Raw genomic sequence first — 11,826 nt, forward strand, 5'->3', positions numbered from 1 at the left:
TTCGGCGTTCAGCCGCGGAACCAGCGCTGCGGCCGGGGTTGGATGTTCTGCCAGATGTGCTTGGGCTCTCGGTACTCGTCCAGGCCGGTCCGTCCCAGCTCCCGGCCCACGCCCGAGTGCCCGAAGCCACCCCATTCCGCCTGCGGCACATAGGGGTGGTAGTCGTTGATCCACACCGTGCCGTGGCGCAGCCGGCGGGCGACCCGCTGGGCCCGGCCCGCGTCCTGGGTCCAGACGGCGCCGGCGAGTCCGTACTCGGTGTCGTTGGCGATGCGCACGGCGTCGTCCTCGTCGGTGAAGCGCTCCACGGTGAGCACGGGCCCGAAGGACTCCTCGTGCACCACGCGCATGTCCTGCCGGCACTCGTCGAGGACGGTCGGCGGGTAGTAGTGGCCGCCCGACAGGGCGGGGTCGGCCGGGCGTTCGCCGCCGCAGCGCAGCACGGCGCCCTCGGCGAGGCCCGCGGCGACGTACGCCTCGACTTTGTCCCGGTGCCGCGCGGAGATCAGCGCGCCGGTCTCGGCGTCGGGGTCGAAGGGGCCGCCGAGGCGGATCCGGCGGGCGCGCCGGACGATCTCGTCGACGAGCCGGTCGTGCAGGCGGTCCTCGACGATCAGCCGGGCGCCGGCCGAGCAGACCTGCCCGGAGTGCAGAAAGACGGCCGTGAGAGCGAAGTCCACGGCCGTCTCGAAGTCGGCGTCGGCGAACACCACGTTGGGGTTCTTTCCGCCGAGTTCCAGGGCCACCTTCTTCACCGTCGCCGCGGCGGTGGCCATGATCCGTCTGCCGGTCTCCAGGCCGCCGGTGAAGGAGACCATGTCGACGTCCGGGTGCTCGGCGAGGGGCGCGCCCGCCTCGGGTCCGGCGCCCAGGACGAGGTTGGCCGCGCCGGCCGGGAGTCCGGCCTCGTGCAGGGCTCTCATCAGCAGGACGGAGGTGGAGGGGGTGAGCTCGCTGGGCTTGAGGACCACGGTGTTGCCGGCGAGAAGAGCCGGGGCGACCTTCCAACTGGCTTGCAAAAGAGGGTAGTTCCAGGGGGTGATCAGCGCGCAGACCCCGACGGGCTCGTAGACGACGCGGCTGACGGCGTCCTCACGGCCGGTGTCGACGACCCGGCCGGCGTCGACGCCGCCGATCCCGCCGTAGTAGCGCAGACAGGAGACGACGTCGGCGATGTCGTACTCGCTCTCGACCAGTCGCTTGCCGGTGTCCAGCGATTCGGCCCGGGCGAACTCCTTCGCGTCGCGCTCGACGAGGTCGGCGGTGCGCAGCAGGAGCGCGCCCCGCTCCCGCTCGGGGGTCCGGGGCCAGGGGCCCTCGTCGAAGGCCCGGCGGGCGGCGACGACGGCGGCCTCGGCGTCGGCGCGCGTGGCCTCCGACACGGTCGCCACAGGGGATCCGTCGGCGGGACACCGGATCTCCCGGCGGCCGCCGGCCACCGGGTCACGCCATTCGCCATCCACATACAGGTCTGCCACGCGCCTTGCCCTTCACAGGAAATGCGTTGCGCATTGTGCATCCAATTGCTTGTGGTGGAACACCCTGGCGAATGTCCGGACACACGTCAAGAGGTTGGCCGATGACGATTTCGCCAGGCGGTCAGTTGTCCGGCCGCCCTTGACCACGGGCGACACCGAGTCGACCATGTTGCGTATCGCTCACCATGTTGTGCATTACGCACCGACGGAGGCCGACGTGTCCCCTGAGTTGTCCCGCCCCCCATCGGGCCGTGAGTACGTCCTGACCCTCTCCTGTCCCGACCGGGCGGGCCTGGTCCACGCCGTCAGCGGATTCCTCGTCCGCAACGGCGGCAACATCCTGGAGAGCCAGCAGTTCGACGACCGGCTTCAGGACCGCTTCTTCATGAGGGTCCACTTCGACGTTTCCGATCCGGACGCGGATCTGGAAACACTGCGTCACCGATTCGGCCCCGTCGCCGAGGCCCACCGGCTTGCGTGGGCGCTGCGGGACGCGGCCACCGCGACCCGCACGCTCATCATGGTGTCGAGGTTCGGCCACTGCCTGAACGATCTGCTCTTCCGGCAGCGCACCGGTTCGCTGAACATCGAGATCGCCGCGGTCGTCTCCAACCACCGTGACTTCGAGGCGCTGGCGGGCACCTACGGCGTCCCCTTCCACCATGTCCCGGTGACCCGGGACACCAAGGCCGAGGCCGAGGCGCGCCTGCTGGAGCTGGTGCGCGACCTGGACGTCGACCTCGTGGTGCTGGCCCGCTACATGCAGATCCTCTCCGACGACCTGTGCAAACAGCTCGAGGGTCGCGCCATCAACATCCACCACTCCTTCCTGCCCAGTTTCAAGGGCGCGCGCCCCTACGAGCAGGCCTACGACCGCGGGGTGAAGCTCGTCGGGGCGACCGCGCACTACGTGACGCCGGAGCTGGACGAGGGGCAGATCATCGAGCAGGACGTGGTCCGCGTGGACCACTCCCTCGACCCCGGGCAACTGGTCACGGTCGGCCGGGACGTGGAGGCGCAAGTGCTCGCGCACGCCGTGAAGTGGCACAGCGAGAGCCGGGTCATGGTGGACGGAAACCGGACGGTGGTCTTCCGCTGACCATGCCGTATACGAAGCGGGCGGGAGCCGGCCGGGGATCGGGCCGGCCCCCGCCCGCTCGTGCGCGCCGCGGAGCCGGCGCCCGCGCGGAGCACGCGTCGGCGTCGGCGGTCCCTCAGCCGCCGAGCCGTTCCAGCAGCGCCCGGCGCCACCGTTCCGTCTCGGCGATCTGGTTGAAGGTGAACAGGTGAAGTCCCGCCACTCCCGCGGAGGGCGCGGTCAGCGCCGGCGCGGTGCGGGTGAGCAGCGTCTCGGGCGAGTACCCTCCGGGCGCGGCGAAGCGCAGGAACCACGAGGGGTGCCTGGTCAGGAAGCGGGCCGACTCCCCCACGCCGATCTTCGTCGCCATGGCCAGCAGTTTGGCCCGTTGCACCGGGCCCGCGACCCCGAGGTGGACGGGCAGCGCGACGTGCCGGGCCCTGATCCGGGCGATCCACTCCCCCAGCACGCGCGCGTCGAAGCAGAGGTTGCTCACGATGTACGTGGCGTGTTCGCGCTTGTCCCACATCGCCTGGACGGTGAGATCGTCGTGGATGAGGGGATGGCTCTCCGGGTAGCCGGTGATGCCCACCCGGGCGAACGGGCTGCCCAGTTCGCCCAGCCGGCGCAGCACCGGCAGGGCGCCGGGGTAGGGACCGGCGGGCGGGTCGGCGTCGCCCGCCGGGACGAAGACGTCGTCCACTCCCTCCCCGCGCAGCCGGTCGACGACGTCCTTGAGGTGCACGTCGTCGCGCAGGAGCCGCGCGGGGACGTGCGGCACGACGCGGTAGCCGTGCGCGGCCAGGCGGGCGGTGAGGTCCAGGGTCGGTTCCAGGCCCTTGACGGGCGACGCCGTCACGGTGACGACGACGTCGCGCGGGACGTGGGCGAGGACCTTGTCCTCGGTGGCCGTGGCGGGCAGCACCTCGTAGCGGACGTGGTCGAGCAGCGTGCGCAGGTCTCGGGCGGCCACCTCTACCCGGCCTGTTCGCGGGCGTCGTGGTGGCGGTAGAAGGCGGCGGCCGAGGGGGGCAGCGGCTCCTTGCCGAGGATCAGGTCGGCGGCCTTCTCCGCGATCATCATCACGGGTGCGTAGATGTTGCCGTTGGTGACGTAGGGCATGACCGAGGCGTCCACCACCCGCAGTCCGTCCACGCCGTGCACGCGCATGCTGTCGGGGTCGACGACGGCCATCTCGTCGGTGCCCATCTTGCAGGTGCACGAGGGGTGCAGGGCGGTCTCGCCGTCCCTGGCCACCCAGGCGAGGATCTCCTCGTCCGTCCCGACGGACGGCCCGGGCGAGATCTCTCCGCCGTTGTAGGGGGCGAGCGCGGGCTGGTTGAGGAGCTCGCGGGCCACGCGGACCGCCTCGACCCACTCGCGGCGGTCCTGCTCGGTGGAGAGGTAGTTGAAGCGCAGCGCGGGATGCTCCCTCGGGTCCCTGCTCCTGATCTTCACCGAGCCGACGGCGTCGGAGTACATGGGGCCGACGTGCACCTGGTAGCCGTGTCCGCCGGCGGGCACGGAGCCGTCGTAGCGGACCGCGATCGGCAGGAAGTGGAACATCAGGTTGGGGTAGGCCACGTCCTCGTTGCTGCGGCAGAAGCCCCCGGCCTCGAAGTGGTTGGTGGCGGCGGGCCCCTTGCGCAGCAGCCACTGCAACCCGATGAAGGGCGCCCGCCACTTCGCCAGGTACGGCTGCATGGAGACGGGCTGCTTGCAGGCGTACTGGATGTACACCTCCAGGTGGTCCTGGAGGTTCTCGCCGACGCCGGGCAGGTCGTGGACGACGTCGATGCCGAGGGACGCGAGTTCCCCGGCGTTGCCGACGCCGGAGAGCTGGAGCAGCTGCGGCGAGTTGATCGCGCCGCCGCACAGGACGACCTCCTTGGCGCGGACCCGCCGCGGAGCGCCCCTTCCACGCCGGTACTCGACGCCCACGGCCCTTTTGCCCTCGAACAGGACGCGGGTGACGAGGGCCCGCGTCCTGACCGTGAGGTTGGGGCGCTTCATGGCGGGCTTGAGGTAGGCCCGGGAGGCGGAGAGCCGGCGTCCGCGGTGGACGTTGCGGTCGAACCGGGCGAAGCCCTCCTGCCGGTAGCCGTTGACGTCGTCGGTCGGGGCGTGGCCCGCCTCCTCGGTGGCCTTGAGGAACGCGCCGAACAGCGGGTTCGTCGCCGGGCCGCGTTCGAGGACGAGCGGGCCGTCGTGGCCGCGGAACTCGTCGTCGGGGTCGGCGGCGAGGCAGTTCTCCATCCGCCGGAAGTACGGCAGGCAGTGCGCGTAGTCCCAGTTCCCCATGCCGGGGTCGGCCGCCCAGCGCTCGTAGTCCATGGGGTTGCCGCGCTGGAAGATCATGCCGTTGATGCTGCTGGACCCGCCCAGCACCTTGCCGCGCGCGTGGTAGACGCGTCGGCCGCCCATGTGCGGTTCGGGCTCGGACTCGTACTTCCAGTCGTAGAACCGGTTGCCGATGGGGTAGGTCAGCGCCGCGGGCATGTGGATGAAGACGTCCCACGGGTAGTCGGACCGGCCCGCCTCCAGCACCAGCACCCGGTTGGCCGGGTCCGCGGAGAGCCTGTCGGCCAGTGCGCTGCCGGCCGAACCGCCGCCGACGATGACGAAGTCGTACTGAAGGGAAGCCATGGTGCCTCGTCTCGCTCGCGCCACAGATACGCGACGCATGGTAGTGCCAGTAGCGCCATACGCACCAGGTTGCGCGCCACGCAACCTGTGAAGGCTGTCGCCGCGTTCCCGACGCGCCTTCGCCACTTGCCTCCGCGTTGTTTACTACGCGTATAGTTTCGTTGTGAGCAACCACAGCACAGACACCGAGACAACCAATTCGCAGGCCGGCGGAGTGCAGTCGGTAGACCGTGCCATCAGCGTCCTGGAGATCCTGGCCCAGCGCGGCGAGGCGGGCGTCAGCGAGGTGGCCGCCGAGATCGACGTTCACAAGTCCACCGCGTTCCGGCTGCTCGGCGCCCTGGAGGCGCGCGGCCTCGTGGAGCAGGCGGGCGAGCGCGGCAAGTACCGGCTCGGCTTCGGCATCGTCCGCCTGGCGGGCGCGGTCACCGGGCGCATCGACATCACGCAGCAGGGCCGCCCGGTCTGCGAGCGGCTCGCCGAGGAGATCGGCGAGACCGTCAACATCGCCGTCATGCAGGAGCACTACGCGATCAACCTCTACGAGGTCCGCGGCCCGGGAGCCGTCACCGCGCACAACTGGGTCGGGGAGCTGACCCCGCTGCACGCCACGTCGAGCGGCAAGATCCTGCTGGCGCACCTGCCCGCGCAGGAGCGCGCCGCGCTGCTGTCCGAGGCCGGCCTGAAGAAGGTCACCCAGCGCACCATCACCGCGAAGGCGAAGCTGGAGAAGAACCTCGCCGACGCCCGCGAGCGCGGCTACGCCTGGACCCTGGAGGAGCTGGAGATCGGTCTGCACGCCATGGCGGCGCCGGTCCGCGACCGGGACGGCCGGGTCATCGCCGCGCTGAGCGCCTCCGGCCCCTCCTACCGGCTCACCGAGGAGCGCCTGCACGAGCTCTCGCCGGTCCTGCTGAAGGGCGCGGAGGAGATCAGCCACCGCATGGGCTACCTGGGCTGATCGCCCGTCCGCTGCCGCGGCGGACGCCCCGCGCCCAGGCGCTCGTTCACCCAGTCGTGGAAGGCTCCGATGTGGTGCTCACTGGGCACCAGGACACCGCCCTTGGCGTACATCCGCGAGCTCATGCCGGGCTGCGTGCGCTCGCAGGCCTCGAAGTCCTGGCGGTTGACGCGGTCGAAGAGCTCGACCGACCGGCTGACGTCCTTGCCGCTCGCCACGACGTGCGGGAGGTAGAGCCAGTCGCACTCGACGATCGTGCGGTCCACGGCCACGGGGTACATCCGGTGGAAGATCACGTGGTCGGGCACGAGGTTGACGAAGACCTGCGGCTTGACGGTGATCGCGTAGTAGCGGCGGTCCTGGTCCTCGGACACTCCCGGGATGCGGTCGAGGCCCGCGGAGCCGTCCACGGTGAAGCCCTCCACCTCCTCGCCGAACTCGGCGCCGTGCCCGACGTAGTACTGCGCGGCGTAGCCGTCGGCGAACTCCGGCAGCACCTCGGTGAGTTCGGGGTGGATCGTCGCGCAGTGGTAGCACTCCATGAAGTTCTCGATGATGAGCTTCCAGTTCGCCCGGACGTCGTAGACGATCCGCCGGCCCACGGAGAGGTTGTCGATGTCGTAGCGCGCGATCGACTCGACGTCGCCGAGGCGGCCGACGACCTCGCCGACCACGTCCTCCTCGAAGGAGGGCGGGTTCTCCGCCAGGCAGACCCACACGTAGCCGAGCCACTCGCGCACGGCCACGCTCACCAGGCCGAACTCGGTGCGGCCCACGTCGGGCATCCTGGTGAGGTTGGGCGCGGCGACCAGCTTGCCGTTCAGGTCGTAGGTCCAGGCGTGGTAGGGGCACTGGAAGGCCCGCTTGACCTCGCCGCTCTCCTGTGTGCAGAGCTTCGCGCCGCGGTGCCGGCAGACGTTGAAGTAGGCGCGGATCGAGTCGTCCCGTGCGCGGGTCACGAGGATCGACTCGCGGCCCACGTCGACGGTGCGGAAGGCTCCCGGCCTGGCCAGCTCGGAGGCGCGCGCGACGCAGAACCACATGGTCTCGAATATGTGCTCCTGCTCCTGGACGAAGATCGCCGGATCTGTGTAGGAGGAGCCGGGAAGGGTGGCGATCAGGCTGTCCGGCAGACTGGTCGAGGTCACGGTGCACTCCTCGGGAAACGTCGGGGAGGGGCGGCGCTGCGCGCCACGGGAGCGCGCGGCAGGACGGAGGGCGCGCCTTCACGGGGCGCGGGGAACTGCGCGGGCGGGTCAGCGCGGCGCCGCGGCGCGACGACGACCCGTCGGGGTGTTCACAGCGGGGCGCCGAGCTGCTTGCGCCAGCGGGTGAACAGCCGGGGCTGGTTCATGCCGAGCACGGCGACGGCGCGGCCCGCGCGCCGGTAGACGGCCAGCACGTCCCGGTCGCCCTCGGCGCCTTCCTCGACCGTCACGCTGTCGGCCCCGGCGGCGTGACCGGCGAACTGGATCCTCACGCCGTACTGGTCCGACCAGAAGTACGGGGGCCGTGGCGTGGCCGGCTCCACCGCGCCCGCGGCCAGCAGGGTGGCCACGGCGGCGTCGGGGCGCTCACGCGCGCCCGTCCAGTGTTCGACGCGGCGGTGCGCCCCCGCCCGGGGGTCGTACCAGTTGGCGCAGTCGCCGACCGCGACGACACCGGCCAGGCTGGTGCGGCCGTCGGCGCCGCACTTGACGCCGTTGTCGAGCGCGACGCCGGATCCGCGGAGCCATGCGACGCACGGGGACGCGCCCACGCCGACCACGACGACGTCGGCCGGGAGGGAGCGGCCGTCCTCCAGCAGCACGGCGTCGACCCGGCTGCGCCCGCCGAGCCCCTTGACGCCCACCCCGCACAACAGGCGGACGCCGTGGTCGGCGTGGAGGCCGGAGACCACGGCGCCCATGGCCCGGCCGAGCGGTCCGGCCAGGGGCGTCGGGGCCGCTTCGACGACCGTCACGTCGAGCCCGAGCGCGTGGGCGGTGGAGGCGACCTCGGCGCCGATGAACCCGCCGCCGATCACGACCAGCCGTCCGCCGCGGGCCAGTTCGTCGCGCAGGGCGCGGGCGTCCTCCAGGGTGCGCAGGGTGTGCACCCCGGCCAGGCCCTCGGCGCCGGGCAGCGTGCGCGCGGCCGCGCCGGTGGCGACGACGAAGCCGTCGGCCCGCACCCGTCGTCCGTCGGTGAGCGCGATCGCGCGGTCGACGCGGTCGAGGCCGACGGCGCGGACGCCCAGCATCCACTGTGCCCGCAGGTCCTCGTCGTCCGACTCCAGGGCGAGGTCGGCCTCGCTCACCGCGCCGGCCAGGAACTCCTTGGACAACGGCGGTCTGTCGTAGGGGCGGTGAGGCTCGTCGCCGACGAGGACCAGCCGTCCGTCGTAGCCCTGCTTGCGCAGGGAGCGTGCCGCCGACAGGCCGGCCAGCGAGGCGCCGACCACGGCGACGGTCCTCACGCGGGACCTCCGGCGAGTCTGGCCGTGACACAGGGCGGCAGGTTGGGCGCCGCCGTGGACACCCGGACGTAGATCATGCCGTCCTCGACGATGACCCCGTGCGTGCGGACCGGGAGCTTGGCCGGCGGCGCGTCGACGGCTCCGGTCCGCAGGTCGAACGTCGAGGCGTGCAGCGGGCATTCCACCTGGCAGCCCTCCAGCCAGCCGTCGGCGAGCGAGGCGTCCTGGTGGGTGCAGGTGTCGTCGATGGCGAAGACCTCGCCGTCGTCGGTATGGAACACCGAGACCGGCGGATCGATGTCGAGCCTGAAGGCCTCGCCTCGCGGGAGATCCGCGAGACGGCACGCGGGAATCATCATGACACCTCGGTGCGTATAGCGAAACGGATTGCGGTAAGCGCAACATCAGTCTGGAGGCGTCCCAGAACCCTTGTCAAGGCGTCCAGAGCCTTGCTTCGCGGGGCCTCGCGGACCTGGTCGAACGCAGCCCGAAACGCCCGTACCACCTGCGGGAACAGGCGGTACGGGCGCCGTGCCGGAGCCCTGGGGGGAGGTCAGAATCCGCGGTCGATCCACTCCTGGAGGTGCGGACGCTCCGCGGCGATCGTGGTCGCCGCACCGTGGCCGGTGTGGACGACCGTGTCGCCGGGCAGCGTCAACAGCCGGTCCCGGATGGAGTCGACGATGGTGGGAAAGTGGCTGTAGGACCGCCCGGTCGCCCCCGGGCCGCCCGCGAACAGCGTGTCGCCGCTGAAGAGGGCGCCCAGGTCCGGGGCGTGCAGGCACACCGCGCCGGGCGCGTGCCCGGGCGTGTGCAGGACGGTGAGGTCGACGCCCGCCGCCTCGATGACCTGGCCGTCGACGAGGTGGGCGTCCGGATCGCGGTCGGGGTGGGTGAGCTTCCACAGCGGGAGGTCGTCGGGGTGCAGCCAGATCGTCGCGCCCGTGAGGTCCGCGAGGGCGGGGGCGGCGCCGACGTGGTCGTTGTGCGCGTGGGTGCACACGATGGCCGTCAGCCGCCGGTCACCGACCGCCTCGGCGATGGCGGCGGCGTCATGGGCCGCGTCGATGACGACGGCCTCATGGTCGTCGCCCACGATCCACACATTGTTCTCCACCTCCCAGGTACCCCCGTCAAGACTGAACTGACCCGACGTCACGAGGCGTTCGATGCGCGCGCCGGCCGTCACAGGACCACCACCGAGCGCAGCACATCCCCGGCATGCATCCGCTCGAAGGCCTTCTCGACCTCGTCCAGGGCGATGGTCTCGGTGACGAACGCGCCGAGATCCAGGCGGCCCTGGAGGTGGAGGTCGATGAGCATCGGGAAGTCGCGGGAGGGCAGGCAGTCGCCGTACCAGGACGACTTCAACGCCCCGCCGCGCCCGAACACGTCCAGCAAAGGCAGTTCGAGCTTCATCTCCGGCGTCGGCACGCCCACCAGCACCACCGTGCCCGCCAGGTCACGGGCATAGAAAGCCTGCTCGTACGTCTCCGGCCGGCCCACCGCCTCGATCACCACGTCCGCGCCGAACCCGCCCGTCAGCTCACGGATCGCCTCCACCGCATCCACCGACCGGGAATTCACCGTATGCGTCGCGCCCATCGCCCGCGCCTTCTCCAGCTTGCGGTCGTCGACGTCCACCGCGATGATCCGCGCCGCCCCGGCCAGCCTGGACCCCGCGATCGCCGCGTCCCCCACCCCGCCACACCCGATGACCGCCACCGAATCACCACGCCCCACGTTGCCGGTGTTGATCGCCGCCCCGATGCCCGCCATCACCCCGCAACCCAGGAGCCCCGCCACCGCCGGCGCCACCGACGCGTCCACCTTCGTACACTGCCCGGCCGCCACCAGCGTCTTCTCCGCGAACGCCCCGATACCCAACGCCGCAGACAACTCCGTCCCGTCCACCAACGACATCCGCTGCACCGCGTTGTGCGTGGCGAAGCAGTACCAAGGACGCCCCCGCAGACACGCCCGACACTGCCCACACACCGCACGCCAGTTCAACACGACGAAATCACCCGGCGCCACGTCCGTGACACCCTCACCCACCGACTCCACCACACCCGCCGCCTCATGACCGAGCAGGAACGGGAACTCGTCGTTGATCCCACCCTGCTTGTAATGCAGGTCGGTGTGACAGACCCCGCAGGCCTGAACCTTCACCACCGCCTCGCCCGGACCCGGGTCCGGGATCACGATCGTCTCCACGCGCACCGGCTCGTCGCGGCCCGGCGCGATCACCCCGCGCACTTCCTGCGGCATGTTGCAGCCCCTTTCTTCGTAGGACGTCCGTCCCGGTGACGACCCTACGCGTGCGCCGTCGGCACGGGCGCGGGCGACGTGGCCGGACCGCGCCGCGAACGCGTGCGGCCGGCCGTGCGCGAGGACCGCCGACGCGGGTCCTCTCCCGAGCTGCCGCCACTGGTGGCAAGGGAGTTGATCGAGGACCCGGGCCATGACCGGCCGATCATGTGCGCGTCGCCCGCCCCGACCGCCCTGGCGGTCACGGGCTCGGTGGTGGACCGCAGCGAGCCCGGTGGTCCGACGGCCCGCGTCACCTCCGACACGACCCTGCTGCGTGAGGCCACCACGGACTCCCTGGCCGGTCTCGGCACCGGCGCCCCGACGCCGGCCGCGCCCCCTCCGCGGACCACGACGCGGTGCGGGACGTGCTGAGGACGGCCCGGCCCGACGATCTCGTCGCCCGGCCGACCGGATCGCCGTCATGGACCCCGGGGGGGGGCGGGTGGCACCGCGAGGTCGTGGCGGGCGGCCCGCTCTGCCCAGCGCTCGCGGCGACCCGGTTTCTTGCGGTGCTCGACCGAGCCCACCGGGAACGGGTGCGGGGGCCGCCCGGTCGTCCGGACGGCCCCCGCGGGGATGATGCGACGCTCAGGTCAGCAGCCCGGTGACGGGGGCGACGAGGTCGGTGACCTGGTGCAGTTCGTTCAGCTGCTGGAGCTGGGTCACCTTGTTCAGCTCGCCGAGCTGGCGGGAGACCGGCGGGAGTTCGGCCCGGTGCTCCGCCGGGATCTGGTCGGCGACCAGCGTGTCCAGTGTGGTCATCGGGTTGAGCTGTCCGGCGGCCGGAGCGTCGGCCGCGCTCGCCATGGGCGCCGCGAGGCCCGTGACTCCCGCGGCGAGAGCGGCGATTGCGGCGATGCGTCGAGTGGAGATCATGCCCTCAGCAACGCCG

General features: G+C 71.6%; 11 protein-coding genes and 1 pseudogene. 3 read left to right on the forward strand and 9 right to left on the reverse strand.

From position 1 onward, the window contains the following. Window positions 1-8: 8 nt before the first annotated feature. Window positions 9-1,478 carry an aldehyde dehydrogenase family protein gene (locus tag KMS84_RS02460; protein WP_256914327.1) on the reverse strand — a complete coding sequence of 490 codons (1,470 nt, stop codon included), beginning with the start codon at window positions 1,476-1,478 and terminating at the stop codon, window positions 9-11. A gap of 217 nt (window positions 1,479-1,695) precedes the next feature. On the opposite strand from KMS84_RS02460, the gene purU reads away from it, so the two are divergent. Further along, on the forward strand, window positions 1,696-2,577 hold the full coding sequence (gene purU, locus KMS84_RS02465) for a formyltetrahydrofolate deformylase (protein WP_256914328.1): 882 nt from the start codon (window positions 1,696-1,698) through the stop codon (window positions 2,575-2,577). 115 nt (window positions 2,578-2,692) lie between these two features. Here purU and KMS84_RS02470 read toward each other — a convergent pair whose 3' ends face one another. Together KMS84_RS02470 and betA are read right to left on the reverse strand one after the other, a co-directional pair. Further along, entirely contained in the window at window positions 2,693-3,529 is an 837-nt protein-coding gene (locus KMS84_RS02470; RefSeq protein ID WP_256914329.1) for a methylenetetrahydrofolate reductase, read from the reverse strand. A gap of 2 nt (window positions 3,530-3,531) precedes the next feature. Further along, window positions 3,532-5,202, reverse strand: a complete 1,671-nt coding sequence (gene betA / locus KMS84_RS02475; protein ID WP_256914330.1) for a choline dehydrogenase — start codon at window positions 5,200-5,202, stop codon at window positions 3,532-3,534. A 214-nt stretch (window positions 5,203-5,416) separates the two neighbouring features. On the opposite strand from betA, the gene KMS84_RS02480 reads away from it, so the two are divergent. Continuing rightward, complete coding sequence (locus KMS84_RS02480; RefSeq protein WP_256914331.1) at window positions 5,417-6,163, forward strand: IclR family transcriptional regulator; 747 nt, start codon at window positions 5,417-5,419, stop codon at window positions 6,161-6,163. On the opposite strand, the gene KMS84_RS02485 is transcribed toward KMS84_RS02480, so the two are convergent. From KMS84_RS02485 to KMS84_RS02505, 5 genes are all read right to left on the reverse strand, one after another. Further along, the gene (locus KMS84_RS02485) at window positions 6,151-7,311 is read right to left on the reverse strand and encodes an aromatic ring-hydroxylating oxygenase subunit alpha (protein WP_256914332.1); all 1,161 of its coding nucleotides are present in this window, start codon (window positions 7,309-7,311) and stop codon (window positions 6,151-6,153) included. The two genes, KMS84_RS02480 and KMS84_RS02485, sit on opposite strands and share 13 nt — an antisense overlap. A 149-nt stretch (window positions 7,312-7,460) precedes the next feature. Beyond that, entirely contained in the window at window positions 7,461-8,621 is a 1,161-nt protein-coding gene (locus tag KMS84_RS02490; RefSeq protein WP_256914333.1) for an NAD(P)/FAD-dependent oxidoreductase, read from the reverse strand. Beyond that, the gene (locus KMS84_RS02495) at window positions 8,618-8,980 is read right to left on the reverse strand and encodes a bifunctional 3-phenylpropionate/cinnamic acid dioxygenase ferredoxin subunit (protein WP_256914334.1); all 363 of its coding nucleotides are present in this window, start codon (window positions 8,978-8,980) and stop codon (window positions 8,618-8,620) included. Before KMS84_RS02495 ends, KMS84_RS02490 begins: the two co-directional genes overlap by 4 nt. 194 nt (window positions 8,981-9,174) lie before the next feature. After that, on the reverse strand, window positions 9,175-9,810 hold the full coding sequence (locus KMS84_RS02500) for an MBL fold metallo-hydrolase (protein WP_256914335.1): 636 nt from the start codon (window positions 9,808-9,810) through the stop codon (window positions 9,175-9,177). After that, entirely contained in the window at window positions 9,807-10,892 is a 1,086-nt protein-coding gene (locus KMS84_RS02505) for an S-(hydroxymethyl)mycothiol dehydrogenase (protein ID WP_256914336.1), read from the reverse strand. The genes KMS84_RS02500 and KMS84_RS02505 overlap by 4 nt, the downstream gene beginning before the upstream one ends. Window positions 10,893-11,027: 135 nt before the next feature. Between KMS84_RS02505 and KMS84_RS02510 the strand changes: the two are divergent. Continuing rightward, a pseudogene (locus tag KMS84_RS02510) lies at window positions 11,028-11,267 on the forward strand (ABC transporter ATP-binding protein); the annotation flags it as partial. Between the two features lie 255 nt (window positions 11,268-11,522). Here KMS84_RS02510 and KMS84_RS02515 read toward each other — a convergent pair. Continuing rightward, the gene (locus KMS84_RS02515; protein ID WP_256914337.1) at window positions 11,523-11,810 is read right to left on the reverse strand and encodes a hypothetical protein; all 288 of its coding nucleotides are present in this window, start codon (window positions 11,808-11,810) and stop codon (window positions 11,523-11,525) included. Between the last annotated feature and the right edge of the window lie 16 nt (window positions 11,811-11,826).

It is taken from the genome of Streptomyces hilarionis (genome assembly GCF_024539675.1).
In the GTDB taxonomy this organism is placed as follows: domain Bacteria; phylum Actinomycetota; class Actinomycetes; order Streptomycetales; family Streptomycetaceae; genus Streptomyces; species Streptomyces hilarionis.

Excerpts from the sequence above, each read along its gene's own strand:
- KMS84_RS02505 (WP_256914336.1), bottom strand. The coding sequence starts at position 10,892 with ATGCCGCAGGAAGTGCGCGGGGTGATCGCGCCGGGCCGCGACGAGCCG.
- KMS84_RS02515 (WP_256914337.1), bottom strand. The coding sequence starts at position 11,810 with ATGATCTCCACTCGACGCATCGCCGCAATCGCCGCTCTCGCCGCGGGA.
- betA (WP_256914330.1), bottom strand. The coding sequence starts at position 5,202 with ATGGCTTCCCTTCAGTACGACTTCGTCATCGTCGGCGGCGGTTCGGCC.
- KMS84_RS02495 (WP_256914334.1), bottom strand. The coding sequence starts at position 8,980 with ATGATGATTCCCGCGTGCCGTCTCGCGGATCTCCCGCGAGGCGAGGCC.